The sequence below is a fragment of the Nocardioides marmotae genome, assembly GCF_013177455.1.
In the GTDB taxonomy this organism is placed as follows: Bacteria; Actinomycetota; Actinomycetes; order Propionibacteriales; family Nocardioidaceae; genus Nocardioides; species Nocardioides marmotae.
The window spans coordinates 3,898,107-3,913,155 of the sequence record NZ_CP053660.1; the positions used below are offsets into that span (position 1 = coordinate 3,898,107).

The window sequence follows — 15,049 nt, forward strand, 5'->3', positions numbered from 1 at the left end:
ACGATTCCGCCCCATGAGCCCGGCCGCGCCACCCCCCGAGGAAGGCCCGACCGCACGCGGATGGCGCCGCCGCCAGCGTCAGGCGACTGCCCCCGTCCCGCCGCTGACCCACGAGGAGGCGCTCGCGCGTCTCGCCGAGCAGACCGCGGCCGCCGACCAGGCCACGTCGCTGCGTCGTGCCGCCGAGCTGGCCGCCGCCGAGCAGGCCGCCGAGCGGCTCGTCGCCGAGGAGGCCGCCCGCGCCGCCGCCACCGAGGCCGAGGACGCCCACCGCCGCGCGGGCGAGCTCGCCTCCGCCGCAGCCGAGGCGCAGGCGGCCGCGGCCGCCCTGTCCGAGCAGGCCGCGGCCGCGCTCGCCGCGGCCGAGGGGCGCGAGGCCGCCGAGGCCAGCCTCGACGAGGCCGTCAGCGCGCGGGCCGCCGCCGAGGAGGCCGCTGCCGAGGCGTCCCGCAGGCACGAGGAGGCGGCGACGTACGCCGCCGAGCAGGCGTCGTACGCCGCGGAGGCCGCCGCGGCGCGGACCGCTGCGGACGCCTCGGCCGCCGAGCAGGCCCGGCTCGCGGCCGAGGCCCACGAGGCCCGGCTCGCGGCGGAGGAGTCCGCGGCCGATGCCGCACGGGAGCTCGCGCTCGCGGAGGCACGCGCCGCCGAGCTGGCGGAGGCCAACCGCGAGGCCACCGACGCCCGTCGCGCCGCCGAGGAGGCGGCCGCCGAGGCCGCGACCGCGCTCGAGGCGGCCGAGGCCCGGGCGACCGAGCTGGCCACCGCGCGGGCCGCCGCCGACGAGGTGGCCGCCGAGCACGCCCGCCTCGCCACCGAGGCCCACGCCGCCCGGGAGATCGCCGAGCAGTCCGCCCGCGAGTTCGCCGAGCAGGCCGCCTCCGCGTCGGCCGAGGCCCGCGACCAGGCAGCTCTCGCCGCCGCCGCAGCGGCCGCCGAGCACACCGCGCTCGTCGCAGCCGAGGAACAGGCGACCGCGGCCGCCGCCGCCCACCGGGGCCGCCAAGAGGCGGACGAGATCGCCACCGCCCGCGCCCGGGAGGCCAGCGAAGCGCTCGACGGCCGCCGCACCGCCGACCAGGCCGCGGCCGAGCACGCCCGCCTCGCCACCGAGGCCCACCAGGCCCGCGAGGCCGCCGAGCAGTCCGCTCGGGACCTCGCCGAGCAGGCCGCCGCAGCCTCCACCGAGGCCCGCGACCAAGCCGCCCTCGCCGCCGCCGCAGCCGCCGCCGAGCACACCGCCCTCGTCGCCGCCGAGGAACAGGCGACCGCGGCCGCCGCCGCCCACCGGGGCCGCGAAGAAGCCGACGAGATCGCCACCGCCCGCGCCCGCGAAGCCAGCGAAGCGCTCGACGGGCGCCGTACCGCCGACGAGGCAGCCGCCGAGCACGCCCGCCTCGCCACCGAGGCCCACCAGGCCCGGGAGATCGCCGAGCAGTCCGCCCGCGACCTCGCCGAGCAAGCAGCAAACGCCTCCACCGAGGCCCGCGACCAGGCAGCCCTCGCCGCCGCAGCAGCCGCCGCCGAGCACACCGCGCTCGTCGCCGCCGAGGACCAGGCAGCCGCGGCCGCCGCCGCCCACCGGGGCCGCGAAGAAGCCGACGAGATCGCCACCGCCCGCGCCCGCGAAGCCAGCGAAGCGCTCGACGGGCGCCGTACCGCCGACGAGGCAGCCGCCGAGCACGCCCGCCTCGCCGCCGAGGCACACGCCGCCCGGGAGATCGCCGAGCAGTCCGCCCGCGACCTCGCCGAGCAAGCAGCAAACGCCTCCACCGAGGCCCGCGACCAGGCAGCCCTCGCCGCCGCAGCAGCCGCCGCCGAGCACACCGCGCTGGTCGCCGCCGAGGAGCAGGCAGCCGCGGCGGCCGCCGCCCTCCGGGGCCGCGAAGAAGCCGACGAGATCGCCACCACCCGCGCCCGCGAAGCCAGCGAGGCCCTCGACGGGCGCCGTACCGCCGACGAAGCAGCCGCCGAGCACGCCCGCCTCGCCACCGAGGCCCACCAGGCCCGCGCAGCCGCCGAGCAGTCCGCCCGCGAGCGGGCCGCCGAGGCGGCGGCCGCGTCGGAGTCGGCGTACGACGCCTCCATGCTCGCGGCGGCGGCCGCCCAGGCCGAGCACGCGGCGCTCGTCGCCGCGGAGGAGCAGGCCGGCGCCGCGCGGATCGCCGCGGCCGCCCGGGAGGTCGCGGAGTCAGCCGCGGCCGAGCAGACCCGGCTCGCGATCGAGGCGCAGGAGGCACGGCTCGCGGCGGAGGAGTCCGCCCGGGCCGCGGTCGAGGCCCGCGAGACCGCCGAGCGCGACGCCGCCGAGCACGCGCGGGTCGCCGCCGAGGCTTCCGCCGCCCGAGCCGAAGCCGAGCAGCGGGTGGCCGCGCTGGCCGCCGAGCTCGCCACCGCCCAGGAGGCCCGCCTGGCCGCGGAGCGCGCGGCCGAGGAGCAGTCGGCGCTGCGGCTCGTCGCCGAGGAGAAGGCCGAGCAGCGGGCCATGGAACGCAGCGCGGTCGAGGCGTCGGTGCGCCACCAGGCCGAGCTGGTCGAGGCCGCGCTCGAGGACCGCCTGGTCGCCGAGCGCCGGGCCGCCGAGCTCGCCGAGCAGCTGGTCGAGGCGCGGGGCGGCGAGCCGGCCGACCGGCCGCTCTCCCAGCCGACCGAGGAGGTCCACACCCCCCTGCCCGTGCCGACGCCCGCGGCCGCCCACACGCCCCCCGTGGCGCTCGAGCCCCGAGGCGGCGGCCTGCCGCGCCTGCTGTGGCTGGTCGCGGCGGCCGTGGCGGCGGGGCTGACGGCGCTCGCGTGGTTCGAGGGGTACGACGACCCGGTGCTGCTGGCGGTCGGCGCGGTGGTGACCGTGGCGTTCCTCGTCCGGTGGGCCACCGCCTCCCCGCAGACCGAGGTCTCGATCACCGACGGCGTGGTCGACGTCCGCGTCGCCGACGCCCACCACACCTTCGACCTGACCAACCCCCGCACCGAGGTCGAGGTCCGCGGCGAACCGGGCCGACGCGGGTGGGCGGTGCTCTTCCACCGCCGCAGCCTGCCGCCGTTCGAGGTCGACGCCTCGATGGTCGACCCGGTCGCGTTCACCGAGGCGCTGCGCCGCTGGCGCCCCGAGGTCTGACCCCGAGGTCTGACCCGGAGGTCTGACCCGCAGGGCGGTCCTCAACCGAGCCGGGCGCGCACCTGGTCGGCGATCTCGTCGACGGCCGCGCGCGAGGTGCGGCCGGCGCCGACGATGTTGAGGAAGCCGTGGATCTGGTCGGGGAACCGGCGCAGCTCCACCTCGACGCCCGCGGCCGCGAGCTTCGCGGCGTACGCCTCGCCCTCGTCGCGCAGCGGGTCGAAGCCGGCGGTGACGACGTACGCCGGCGCGAGCCCGGCCGGCAGGTCGGCGCGCAGCGGGGCGACCCGCGGGTCGGTGCGCGTGCTCTCCTCGGGGGTGTAGGAGGCGACCGCGAGGTCCATGAACTCCTGGGTGAGGAACAGCCCGGAGCCGAACATCTGCTTGCTCGCGGCCTCCCCTGTCACGTCGGTGGCCGGGTAGACCAGCAGCTGCCAGGCCAGCGGCAGCCCGGCCCGCGCCGCCTCGAGGGCCACCCACGCGCTGAGGTTCCCGCCCGCGGAGTCCCCGCCGACGGCGATCCGGTCGCGGTCGGCGCCGAGCTCGGCGGCGTGGTCGAGGACCCAGCGGTACGCCGCGACCGCGTCGTCGTGCGCGGCCGGGAAGGGGTGCTCGGGGCCGAGCCGGTAGTCGACGGCGAGCACCCGCACGCGGCCACGCTCGGCGAGGACCCGGCAGGTCGCGTCGTGGGTCTCCAGATCGCCGAAGAAGAACCCGCCGCCGTGGAAGAACACCAGCAGCGGGCCCGGCGTCTGCACCGCGCCGCGCGCCGCGGAGGGGGTGTAGAGGCGGGCGAGCAGCCCGCCGGCGTCCAGGTCGCGCACCGACCCGACCGGCTGGCGACCGGCGGTGAGCCCGGTCTGCCGCAGGGCCGCCTCGCGTCCCAGCTCGATCTCCAGGGCCTCGATGGCCGGCTCGCGGACCAGCCGCTGGATGCGCAGCATCAGCTGCAGGTCGGCGGCGAGGGTCTGCCCGTCGCGGCGCAGCGGGGGCCCGGCGAGCACCCGCTGGACCGGGGCCGGCAGGCCCATCAGGGCCCGCAGGGCAGCCACCTCGACGACGGTCTTCGCGCTCACGGCCGGGACAGTAGCGGGCCCGCCCCGCAACGACACCCACTGTTCACCGACCGGTGCCACACTGACCAGGTGACCCTGGAGACCGGACCGGCCGAGGACCTCCTGCCCCGCGAGCGGGCGCCCCACGACTCCTTCGACGTGGAGCCGCCCTACGCCCCGGACCACGAGGCGGTCGCCGCCGTCGAGGAGTACGCCGACCGGTTCCTCGACCGCGAGCTGTCCTGGCTGCGGTTCAACCAGCGGGTGCTCGAGCTCGCCGAGGACCCCACGCTGCCGCTGCTCGAGCGGGTGCGGTTCCTGGCGATCTTCACCAGCAACCTCGATGAGTTCTTCATGGTGCGGGTGGCCGGCCTCAAGCGCCGGATCGCCGCCGGACTGGCCGTCCGGGCCGCCTCCGGCCTGATGCCCCGCGAGGTGCTCGAGCAGATCTGGCGCACCAGCCGCGAGCTCAGCGAGCGGCAGGTCCGCCTGTTCCGCGACGAGATCCACCCCGCGCTGCGCGAGGCCGGCATCGAGATCGTCCGGTGGCACGAGCTCGACGAGGCCGAGCAGAAGCACTGCAGGAAGCTGTTCAAGGAGCGGGTCTTCCCCGTCCTCACCCCGCTGGCGGTCGACCCCGCCCACCCATTCCCCTACATCTCCGGGCTCTCGCTCAACCTCGCCGTGGTGCTCCGCGACCCCGAGACGGGCAAGGAGCACTTCGCGCGGGTCAAGGTGCCGCCGATCTTCACCCGGTTCGTGCCGCTGGGGAACCAGCGGTTCGTGCCGCTCGAGGACGTCATGCGCGAGCGGCTCAAGAAGCTCTTCCCCGGCATGGAGGTTCTCGAGGCGCACTCCTTCCGGGTCACCCGCAACGAGGACCTCGAGGTCGAGGAGGACGACGCCGAGAACATCCTCGCGGCGCTGGAGAAGGAGCTGCTGCGGCGCCGGTTCGGCCCGCCGGTGCGCCTGGAGGTCGAGGAGTCGATCACCCCGGCCGTGCTGGACCTGCTGGTCTCCGAGCTCGACGTGGCCGAGGAGGAGGTCGTCCGGCTGCCCGGCCCGCTGGACCTGCGCGGGCTGCACGGCATCGCCGACCTCGACCGCGAGGAGCTGAAGTACCCCGCGTTCGTCCCGACCACCCACCCGCGCCTGGCCGAGGTGGAGTCCGCCGCGCCGGTCGACGTGTTCAAGGCCGCGCGCCGCCAGGACGTGCTGCTGCACCACCCCTACGACTCCTTCGCCACCTCCGTGCAGCGCTTCCTCGAGCAGGCCGCCGCGGACCCGCACGTGCTGGCGATCAAGCAGACGCTCTACCGGACCTCCGGCGACTCCCCGATCATCGACGCGCTCGTCGACGCCGCCGAGGCCGGCAAGCAGGTGCTCGTCATCGTCGAGATCAAGGCCCGCTTCGACGAGGAGGCCAACATCCGCTGGGCCCGCAAGCTCGAGCAGGCCGGCTGCCACGTCGTCTACGGCCTGGTCGGGCTCAAGACCCACTGCAAGCTCTCGATGGTCGTCCGCGAGGAGACCGGCACCGGCGGCGGGATCCGCCGCTACACCCACATCGGCACCGGCAACTACAACCCGAAGACCTCGCGCACCTACGAGGACCTCGGGCTGATCACGACCGACGTCGCGATCGGCGAGGACGTCGCGCACCTGTTCAACAACCTGTCGGGGTGGTCGCGCAACGCGTCGTACGAGCAGCTGCTCGTGGCGCCGGACTCGGTGCGCTCCGGGCTCATCGAGCGGATCCACCGTGAGATCGCCCACCACCGCGAGGGCCGGCCCGCGCGGATCCGGATGAAGGCCAACTCCATCGTCGACGAGGCCGTCGTCGACGCGCTCTACCTGGCCTCGCAGGCCGGCGTGCCGGTGCAGCTGCTCGTCCGCGGCATCTGCGCGCTGCGGCCCGGCGTGCCGGGGCTCTCCGAGACCATCGAGGTGCGCTCGGTGCTCGGCCGGTTCCTCGAGCACAGCCGGATCTTCTGGTTCGAGGGCGGCGGCGAGCCCGAGGCGTGGATCGGCTCGGCCGACATGATGCACCGCAACCTCGACCGCCGCGTCGAGGTGCTGGTGCGGCTGCCCGGCGAGGCCAGCCGCGCCGTGGTCGACGAGCTGCTGACCCGCGCCTTCGACCCCGACACCGACGCGTGGCTGCTCGGCCCCGACGGGGCGTGGGAGCGCTCGCGCGGCCCGGTCCACCTGCAGGAGTGGCTCATCGAGCGGCAGCGCCGGCGGCGTACGACGGGCTGAGGCCGGCCCGGCGGCGTACCCGCCTCTGCGCAGTGGCTCACGGGCGGGGCGGACCACGCCGCCTCACTTGCGTGATCTCGCAAGCGTGCCCCTACTCTGTTTCACGTCGTTTTCACGCCGTTTCACCCGTCGTTCAGGAGCCACTTTCGTGGGTATGCGTTTCCGTCCGGTCGAGGCATCGTTCTACGACCAGTTCACCGAGCTGGCGAACCACCTCGCCACCGGAGCCCGGATCCTCGCCGAGATGCTCGCCGACGGCGCCGACCACGAAGCCGTGGCCCAGCGCATGCGCGACGCCGAGCACGCCGCTGACGAGACCACCCACGCGATCATCCGGAGGGTGAACTCCACGTTCATCACGCCGTTCGACCGCGAGGACATCTACTCGCTGGCCTCCGGCCTCGACGACGTCATGGACATGATGGACGAGGTCGTCGACATGATCCTGCTCTACGAGGTGCGGCACATGCCCGCGGAGATCTCCGGCCAGGTCGAGCTGCTCCAGCGCTGCGCCGACCTGACCTCGGCCGCGATGCCGAACCTGCGGTCGATGCAGTCGCTCGAGGAGTACTGGATCGAGATCAACCGCCTCGAGAACGCCGGCGACAAGAACCACCGCCGGATCCTCGCCAACATCTTCAGCGGCGACTTCAAGACCATCGAGGTCCTCAAGCTCAAGGACATCGTCGAGGCTCTCGAGGACGCCATCGACGCGTTCGAGCGGGTCGCGAACACGGTGGAGCAGATCGCCGTCAAGGAGTCCTGACCCGTGGAGCTCGCGATCATCATCTCGGTGGTCGTGGTCGCCCTCGTGTTCGACTACACGAACGGGTTCCACGACGCCGCCAACGCCATCGCGACCTCGGTCTCGACCCGCGCGCTCACGCCGCGGGTCGCCCTGGGGCTCGCGGCGGTCATGAACTTCATCGGCGCGTTCCTCGGGCAGAAGGTCGCCAAGACCGTCTCCGAGGTGATCTCGTTCCCCGACGACATGCTCACCACGAACGCCAGCCATGCGCTGGTGGTCGTGATGGCCGGTCTGATCGGCGCGATCACCTGGAACATGATCACCTGGTACTACGGCCTGCCGTCCTCCTCCTCGCACGCCCTCATCGGCGGCCTGGTCGGCGCGGCGCTCGCCGCCGGGGTCACCGTCGAGTGGGACACGGTCATGGAGAAGGTCATCCTCCCCATGCTGGTCTCGCCCGTCTTCGCCTTCGGCGTCGGCTTCGCGGTGATGCTCGCGATCATGTGGATCTTCCGCCGGGTCAACCCGCACAAGGCCAACCGCGGCTTCAAGCTCGCCCAGACCGCCTCGGCCGCCGCCATGGCGCTCGGCCACGGCCTCCAGGACGCGCAGAAGACGATGGGCGTCATCTTCCTGGCGCTGCTCGCCGGTGGGTACGTCGGCGCCGGTGACGACCTGCCGCTGTGGGTCATCTTCGCCGCCGCCGCCGCGATCTCGGCCGGCACCTGGGCCGGCGGCTGGCGCATCATGCGCACCCTCGGCCGCCGGATCATCCACCTCGACCCGGCCCGCGGCTTCGCCGCCGAGTCGGTCGCCGCGTCGGTGCTCTACACCACCGCCTACGCCTTCGAGGCCCCCATCTCCACCACCCACACCATCACCTCCGCGGTCATGGGCGTCGGCGCCACCAAGCGCTTCTCCGCCGTCCGCTGGGGCGTCGCCCGCTCGATCGTCGTCGCCTGGGTCTCCACCTTCCCCGCCGCCGGCGCCGTCGCCGCGTTCGTCTACCTCGTCTGCCGGTACGTCTTCCAGCTGCCGTAGGTCGTCTTCTCCCGCTCGCGCGGGCTGCCCGAGGGGGTGGCCGCGGACCCGCCGGTCCGTGGCCACCCCCTCGTTCGTCTCGTTCGTCTCGTTCCTCTCGTTCGTCGTCGGGCGGGGAGTGCGTTCCGCGTCGGCGGCGGGGGCCTGGGGGGATAGTCCGCCACACACGCGCCCTTTCCAGCCGGTGAAAGGGCGCGTACGTGGCGGACTACCCCGCCGAAGGGCCGGATCAGGCCGCGCGCACACGCCGAAGCGACCTGCGCTGCTCGACGGTGTGGGTGGGGACCCAGTCCGCCGGCAGCTCGAGGGTGTACCGGCGCTCGCTCGCCGGGCGCCGGGCGGCCCGCATGCACGCCGAGCGCAGTCGCCAGAAGTAGGCGGCCGGGTCGCGCCGATCACCCGCGACCTGGACCACGAGCTCGAGCCCCGCGGCGCGCAGTCGTTCCTCGCGTCCGAGGTCTCGATGGCGTCTGCGCGCGTCCAGGTGGTCCGCGCCGTCGTACTCGCCCACGATTCCTCGTCCGGGATCGATCAGGTCAGGGGTGGCGAGGTGGTTGCCCTCCAGATCGAACACCGGCCTGTTCGTCAGCGGACGGGCCAGGCCGGCGTCCAGGGTCCACTGCAGTCGCGTGAGCACCTCCTGCGGCGACCACGCGTTCTCGTCGGCCAGGTCCAGCGCCGCCCGGAGCTGCGGTACGCCGGTCCAGCTCGCGAGCCACTCCTCCGCGTAGGCCCGCATCTCGGCGAGCGAGACCAGGTCGGCGTGGCACGCCATGTCCAAGGCGACGACCGCCCGTCGTTCGTCACCGGCGTGGCGGGCCTCGAAGCACACCGAGCGGAGGACGGTCGTCATCGGAAGTCCGTCGCTGACGGTGAGGTCGCCGGGTGCCAGGCGTTCCTTGGTCGGCTTCCGCAACCGGTCAGGCCGCAGGTTGCCGGGGCCGATGGCCAGCGCCACCCTGCGCCGGATCCTCCCGTCGGACGACAGGCCGTCGAACCATCGTGCGCCGAGCCAGTGCAGGGCCGCCCAGCCGGTGACTCCGCCGTACGCCGGGAGGACCGCCGCCGCCTCGGCGATCCGCTGCACGGGGAGGTCCGGATCGACCGACGTCGGCACGTAGAGGCCCGCCGCAGTGGAGCGCCACGCCGGTCCCCGTGCCTGCTTCGGCGTCGGCCCGGTGCGGCCGGCCGGGTCGACGCGGACCGGCGTCACGGCTGCCGGGTGTGCCGGGTGCAGGCGCAGCGGCTGGGGGCGGGATCGGGGCACCTCCCCACCTTCTGAGCAGTCCTCCCGCGATCGGATCCGCCTGGGCGGGCCCTGTGGACGCACGTGCCGAAGAGCCCGGTGTGGGCGCTGGCCGGGCTGCCCTGCCGACCGGGGGGATAGTCCGGCACACCTGCGCCCTTTCGGGTCGCCGAAAGGGCGCAGGTGTGCCGGACTATCGCCAAAGCGGCCGGAAAGGGCGCGTACGTGGCGGACTACCCCGCGCCCCGCCAGCCCCGCGACCCTCAGGACGGCGGAGCGAGCACCTCGGAGGCGACGAGGACCCCACGACGGTGGTGGGCGACGAGGAAGGCGGCGGGGTCGAGCGAGGGGTCGGGGAGGCCGAGGGCGGCGAGCACGTGGGGCAGGACCGGCCGGTGGGTGCACAGGAGCGTCGGGGCGCGGCGGTCGAGCAGGTCGGCGACGACGCGGCGGACGGCGCGCGGGGTGGCGTCCTCCTCGGAGAGGGCCGGCTCCTCGCGCAGCGTCAGCCCTGCGGCGCCGGCGAAGGGCAGGACGGTCTCGACGCAGCGGGTGGAGGGGGAGGTGACGACCGCGGAGACGCCGTACGCCGCGAGGACCGGCACGAGGGCGAGCGCCTCGGCGCGGCCGGCGGGGGCGAGCGGGCGGAGGCGGTCGTCCTCGCGCCACTGCTTGCGCGGGTGGGCCTGGCCGTGGCGGAGCACGACGAGGGGCGCCGTCCCGCGCGGGAGGGCCCGCGCCTCGGCGAGGGTCTCGGCGTCGTGGGGGTAGGACAACCGGGCGGGGGCCTCGGCGAGCGGCACCCAGGCGACCCGGTCGATCTCGGTGCCGTAGGTGTAACCCTCGACCAAGGAAGCGGAAGAGGAGTCCAGCACCCGCCCCACCCAGTAGTGCACGGTCTTCATCCGCCCGCCCGCGACCGGGTAGCGCTGCGGGGCCAGCGGCGGGCCGAGCCGCACCGCGAGCCCGGTCTCCTCGGCCACCTCGCGCACGGCGGCGGTGGTCCGGTGCTCCCCCGGGTCGAGCTTGCCCTTGGGGAAGGACCAGTCGTCGTACTTCGGCCGGTGCACGAGCAGCACCGCGCGCGTCCCCTCGGCGTCGCGCCCCAGCACGACCGCTCCCGCCGATTCGACGTCCATGCCGGTTAGTCTCACACCGTGCCGGCGCGGAGGAAGGTCCTGGGCCCCGTCGTGGCGCTCCTCATCGTGGCGGTCCTGACGCTCGGCGCGGTCGCCGGCTGGCGCTGGTGGACCGGCCGCGACACGACCGACCTCCAGCGGGCGATGGCCCTCGCGCCGGCGGACGGCGAGCGGTTCTCCTTCACCGACTGGGCCGGCGTGCGCGCCGAGCTCGACAGCGACCTGGACGCCGACTCCCCCACCGACGAGGTCGCCGCGATGCTCTCGGAGGCCTTCGACGCCGACCTGGGCGCCACCTCGGCGCTGGTGCAGAGCGCCGAGGTGCTCCAGGCCCGGTTCGGCTTCTCCCCCGCCAGCGTCGAGTGGGAGCTGTTCAGCCAGGGCGCGGCCGGCGCGGTCGTCATCCTGCGCCTGCCCGACGACGCGGTCGAGGGCGTCGCGGACCGCCTGGCCCACCTCGGGTACGACGAGCCGGCCGGCGAGACCGACGTGTGGACCGGCAGCGACACCCTGCTCGCCGGCCTCGGGTCGGTGACCCCCGAGCTGACCCACCTGGCGCTCGACGCCGACCGCGGCCTGGTGCTCGGCAGCGACAACGCCGACTACCTCCGCGGGCTGGTCGAGGGCGACGACCCCGGCCTCGGCCGCCTCGACGACGACGGCCTCGACGCGGCCGTCGACCACGCCGGCGAGCCGGTCGCGGCCGCGGTCTACACCGGCGACCACGCCTGCGGGGCGCTGGCGATGTCGCAGGCCGACCCCGCCGACGCGGCCGAGGCGGACCGGCTGGTCGACGAGGCCGGCGGCGTGCACCCGCTGACCGGGTTCGCCATGGGGCTCCAGCCGGGCGGCGACGTACGCGTCGCGATGGCGCTGGAGGACGGCGACCGCGCCCGCGCGGACGCCGACGCCCGCGCGACGCTCGCGGCGGGGCCCGCGCCCGGGCAGGGCGGGGAGTTCGCCGACCGGTTCGCCCTCGGCCGGGTCGCCGCCGAGGGCGACGTGGTGACCATGGACCTCGAGCCGGCGCCGGGCAGCTACGTGCTCAGCGACCTCTCGACCGGGCCGGTCCTCTTCGCGACCTGCTAGCGGAACCGCCGCAGCCGCAGGCTGTTGCCCACCACGAACACCGACGACAGCGCCATCGCGGCGCCCGCCAGCATCGGGTTGAGCAGCCCGGCCGCGGCCAGCGGCAGCGCGGCGACGTTGTAGCCGAACGCCCACACCAGGTTCGAGCGGATCGTGCCGAGGGTGCGGCGGGAGAGCCGTACGGCGTCCGCGGCGACCCGGAGGTCCCCGCGCACGAGGGTGAGGTCGCTGGCCTCGATGGCCACGTCGGTGCCGGCGCCCATCGCGATGCCGAGGTCGGCCTGCGCGAGCGCCGCCGCGTCGTTGACGCCGTCGCCGACCATGGCCACGACGCGACCCTCGGCCTGGAGCCGGCGCACGTGCTCGACCTTGTCCTCGGGCAGCACGCCCGCGACGACGTCGTCGATGCCGACCTCCCGCGCGACCGCCCGGGCGGCGCGCTCGTTGTCGCCGGTGAGCAGCACCGGCGACAGGCCGAGCGCGCGGAAGCGCCGCACCGCCTCGGCGGAGGTGTCCTTGACCGCGTCGGCCACGACGAGCACGCCGCGGGCCGCGCCGTCCCACCCGACGGCGATCGCGGTGCGACCGGCCGCCTCGGCCGCCTCGACCGCGCCGGCCAGCAGGTCGTCCAGCGGCTGGCCGAGCTCGGCCAGCAGCGCCGGCCGGCCGACCACGACGTCGTGGCCCTCGACGGTGCCGCGCACCCCGCGACCGGGGAGGTTCACGAAGTCGTCGACCGCGCCGGTGTGGCCCTCGGCGACCGCCCGCGCGACCGGGTGCTCCGAGGCCGACTCCAGCACGCCGGCCAGGCGACGTACGTCGGCGGGGTCGGTGCCGTCCGCGGCGATCGCGTCGACGAGCGTCATCCGGCCGGTGGTGACCGTGCCGGTCTTGTCGAGGACGACCGTGTCGACCCGTCGCGTCTGCTCGAGCGCCTCGGGCCCGCGGACCAGGATGCCGAGCTGCGCGCCGCGGCCGGTGCCGACCAGCAGCGCGGTCGGCGTGGCCAGGCCCAGCGCGCACGGGCAGGCGATGATCAGCACCGAGACGGCCGCGGCGAACGCGGCCGAGGTCGACACCCCGGTGCCGAGCCAGAAGCCGAGCGTGCCGACGGCGAGCGCGACCACGACCGGCACGAACACCCCGGAGACGCGGTCGGCGAGCCGCTGGGCGCGGGCCTTGCCGCTCTGGGCGTCCTCGACCAGGCGGGCCATCTGCGCCAGCCGGGTGTCCGCGCCGACCCGGGTCGCCCGGACCACGAGCCGCCCGCCGGCGTTGATCGTCGCGCCGGTGACCGCGTCGCCGGGGCCGACCTCGACCGGCACGGGCTCGCCGGTGAGCATCGAGGCGTCCACCGCCGACGTACCGCTCTCCACGACGCCGTCGGTGGCGATCTTCTCCCCCGGGCGGACGACGAAGACGTCGTCCACGGCGAGGCGGTCGGCCGGCATCGGCGTCTCCACGCCGTTCCGCAGCACCACGACGTCCTTGGCGCCGAGGTCGAGCAGGGCCCGCAGGGCGTCGCCGGCGCGCCGCTTGGAGCGCTTCTCGAAGTACCGCCCGGCCAGCAGGAAGGTGGTCACGCCGGCGGCGGTCTCGAGGTAGATGTTGGACAGCCCGTCGCCGCGGTCGACGCTCAGCTCGAACGCGTGGGTCATCCCCGGCTCGCCCGCGGAGCCCGCGAACAGCGCGACCAGGGACCAGCCGAACGCCGCCAGCACGCCGACCGAGACCAGCGTGTCCATCGTCGTCGCGCCGTGGCGCAGGTTGGTGAACGCGGCCCGGTGGAAGGGCCAGGCACCCCAGACCGCGACCGGCGCGGCCAGGGTCAACGAGAGCCACTGCCAGTGGTCCACCTGGAGCGCGGGCACCATCGCCATCGCGATCACCGGGACGCTGAGCAGGGCGCTGACCAGCAGCCGGGTCCGCAGCCCGTCGAGCTCGGGGTCGCCGGTCCCGGTCCCCCCGCCCGCCTCGTCGGCGGGCGCGTGCCGATCCCGCGGCAGGGTCGCGGAGTAGCCGGCGGCCTCCACCGTGCGGAGCAGGTCCTCGGGCGTGACGGTCTCGGGGAAGCGCACCCGCGCCTTCTCGGTCGCGTAGTTGACGCTCGCCTCGACACCGTCGAGCTTGTTGAGCTTGCGCTCGATCCGGTTCGCGCACGAGGCGCAGGTCATCCCGGAGATCGCGAGCTCCACGTCAGTGGTCGTGGCCGTGGTCATCACCCTCACCCTCACCCTCGTCCTCGCCGTGGCTGTGCGTGCCGTGGTCGTGGCCGGCGCCGTCGACCTGCGCGGTGAAGGCGGCGGTGTGCACGACGCCGTCGTGCTTGAAGTCCAGGAACAGCCGGTAGGTCCCGACCGACGGGAACGCCGTGTGGAACTCCGCCCGGTCCGCGTCCTCCTCGGGGTGCACATGCAGGTAGCCCAGGTCACCGGCGCGCAGGGCCACCAGGTGGCCGGTCGCGCCGAGGTACGGCTCGAGGTCGACGACCTCACCGTCCCGGCTGACCGTCGCGGTCAGGGTCGCCTCGGCGCCTGCGACGAAGCTGCCGCCCAGGTTCACGTCGTAGGTGTCCACGCTCGCGGAGAGGTCCTGCTCCCCCAGCGGCGCGGGCTCGAAGTCGCCCGGCACGAACAGGTCCGCGCCGAGCACGTGCGGCTCGCCGCCCGTGGGCGCGAAGTCCGCCAGCACCCGCCACGGCCCCGGGTCGAGGTCCACCTCGACGCGCCAGGTGCCGTCGGCGTCCATCGTCGGGTGGACGTGCTGGAAGCCGGTCAGGTCGCGGCGGACGACGATGAGGTGCAGCTGCTTCTCGTGCACGACGTCGTACGCCGTCACCGGCCCGTCCTCACCCTCGATCGTGAACGCCAGCTCCTGGCGCCCCGCCGGCAGCGTGGCCTCGGCCAGCGTCAGCGTGTGGCCGTGCTCGCTGACCTGGAGCCCCGCGGCGACCGCCTCCCCGTGACCCGCGGCGGCCCCGTCCGCGCCGGGGCGGCCGGGCTCGGCGTGCTCCCCGTGCTCGCCGGTGTCGGCGGCGACCGAGCCCTCGTCCGGGCCGAGCCAGCGGCCGGCGGCCCAGCCGAGGCCGAGCACGAGGACGAGCACGGCGAGGAAGCCGAGCACGCGGGTCGACGTACGCATCAGACCAGCTCGTAGCCGGCTTCGGTGACGGCGGAGGCCACCGCCGCGCGGTCGAGCGGCTCGGCGCTGGTCACGACGACCTCGCCGGTGGTGTGGTCCGCGGTCACCGACTCCACGCCGGCGAGCTCGCCGATCTCCTCGCGGACGGACGCCTCGCAGTGGGCGCAGGTCATGCCGGTCACGGTCCAGGTGCTGCTGGTGCTCATCTCGTGC

11 protein-coding genes are annotated in these 15,049 nt (G+C 75.2%); 5 read left to right on the plus strand and 6 right to left on the minus strand.

Annotated elements, in window-relative coordinates:
• Positions 1-13 precede the first annotated feature (13 nt).
• The gene (locus tag HPC71_RS18510; protein WP_154615262.1) at positions 14-3,118 is read left to right on the plus strand and encodes a coiled-coil domain-containing protein; all 3,105 of its coding nucleotides are present in this window, start codon (positions 14-16) and stop codon (positions 3,116-3,118) included.
• A gap of 41 nt (positions 3,119-3,159) precedes the next feature.
• Here HPC71_RS18510 and HPC71_RS18515 read toward each other — a convergent pair whose 3' ends face one another.
• The gene (locus HPC71_RS18515) at positions 3,160-4,194 is read right to left on the minus strand and encodes an alpha/beta hydrolase (RefSeq protein WP_253943783.1); all 1,035 of its coding nucleotides are present in this window, start codon (positions 4,192-4,194) and stop codon (positions 3,160-3,162) included.
• A gap of 138 nt (positions 4,195-4,332) precedes the next feature.
• Here HPC71_RS18515 and HPC71_RS18520 point away from each other — a divergent pair, with 138 nt between their 5' ends.
• From HPC71_RS18520 to HPC71_RS18530, 3 genes are all read left to right on the plus strand, one after another.
• On the plus strand, positions 4,333-6,432 hold the full coding sequence (locus tag HPC71_RS18520) for an RNA degradosome polyphosphate kinase (protein ID WP_171897353.1): 2,100 nt from the start codon (positions 4,333-4,335) through the stop codon (positions 6,430-6,432).
• Between the two features lie 148 nt (positions 6,433-6,580).
• Entirely contained in the window at positions 6,581-7,198 is a 618-nt protein-coding gene (locus tag HPC71_RS18525) for a DUF47 domain-containing protein (RefSeq protein WP_216656459.1), read from the plus strand.
• A gap of 3 nt (positions 7,199-7,201) precedes the next feature.
• Positions 7,202-8,221, plus strand: a complete 1,020-nt coding sequence (locus HPC71_RS18530) for an inorganic phosphate transporter (RefSeq protein WP_171897035.1) — start codon at positions 7,202-7,204, stop codon at positions 8,219-8,221.
• Between the two features lie 229 nt (positions 8,222-8,450).
• Here the strand turns inward: HPC71_RS18530 and HPC71_RS18535 are convergent, their stop codons facing one another.
• The gene (locus HPC71_RS18535; protein WP_253943784.1) at positions 8,451-9,488 is read right to left on the minus strand and encodes a hypothetical protein; all 1,038 of its coding nucleotides are present in this window, start codon (positions 9,486-9,488) and stop codon (positions 8,451-8,453) included.
• Positions 9,489-9,730: 242 nt separating this feature from the next.
• Positions 9,731-10,606 carry an NUDIX hydrolase gene (locus HPC71_RS18540; RefSeq protein ID WP_154615260.1) on the minus strand — a complete coding sequence of 292 codons (876 nt, stop codon included), beginning with the start codon at positions 10,604-10,606 and terminating at the stop codon, positions 9,731-9,733.
• A gap of 18 nt (positions 10,607-10,624) precedes the next feature.
• On the opposite strand from HPC71_RS18540, the gene HPC71_RS18545 reads away from it, so the two are divergent.
• Entirely contained in the window at positions 10,625-11,695 is a 1,071-nt protein-coding gene (locus HPC71_RS18545; RefSeq protein WP_154615259.1) for a hypothetical protein, read from the plus strand.
• On the opposite strand, the gene HPC71_RS18550 is transcribed toward HPC71_RS18545, so the two are convergent.
• Genes HPC71_RS18550 through HPC71_RS18555 form a run of 3 tightly spaced genes read right to left on the minus strand, consistent with a single transcriptional unit; the run spans position 11,692 to position 15,042 of the window.
• Positions 11,692-13,914, minus strand: coding sequence for a heavy metal translocating P-type ATPase (locus HPC71_RS18550; protein ID WP_154615258.1), 2,223 nt, complete (start codon positions 13,912-13,914; stop codon positions 11,692-11,694). The genes HPC71_RS18545 and HPC71_RS18550 overlap by 4 nt on opposite strands.
• Positions 13,892-14,836 (minus strand): DUF8832 domain-containing protein, encoded by a 945-nt coding sequence (locus HPC71_RS20975; protein ID WP_154615257.1) that lies wholly within the window; start codon positions 14,834-14,836, stop codon positions 13,892-13,894. The genes HPC71_RS18550 and HPC71_RS20975 overlap by 23 nt, the downstream gene beginning before the upstream one ends.
• On the minus strand, positions 14,836-15,042 hold the full coding sequence (locus tag HPC71_RS18555; protein WP_154615256.1) for a heavy-metal-associated domain-containing protein: 207 nt from the start codon (positions 15,040-15,042) through the stop codon (positions 14,836-14,838). The genes HPC71_RS20975 and HPC71_RS18555 overlap by 1 nt, the downstream gene beginning before the upstream one ends.
• Positions 15,043-15,049: the final 7 nt, after the last annotated feature.

Excerpts from the sequence above, each read along its gene's own strand:
- HPC71_RS18540 (WP_154615260.1), bottom strand. The coding sequence starts at position 10,606 with ATGGACGTCGAATCGGCGGGAGCGGTCGTGCTGGGGCGCGACGCCGAG.
- HPC71_RS18510 (WP_154615262.1), top strand. The coding sequence starts at position 14 with ATGAGCCCGGCCGCGCCACCCCCCGAGGAAGGCCCGACCGCACGCGGA.
- HPC71_RS20975 (WP_154615257.1), bottom strand. The coding sequence starts at position 14,836 with ATGCGTACGTCGACCCGCGTGCTCGGCTTCCTCGCCGTGCTCGTCCTC.
- HPC71_RS18550 (WP_154615258.1), bottom strand. The coding sequence starts at position 13,914 with ATGACCACGGCCACGACCACTGACGTGGAGCTCGCGATCTCCGGGATG.
- HPC71_RS18555 (WP_154615256.1), bottom strand. The coding sequence starts at position 15,042 with ATGAGCACCAGCAGCACCTGGACCGTGACCGGCATGACCTGCGCCCAC.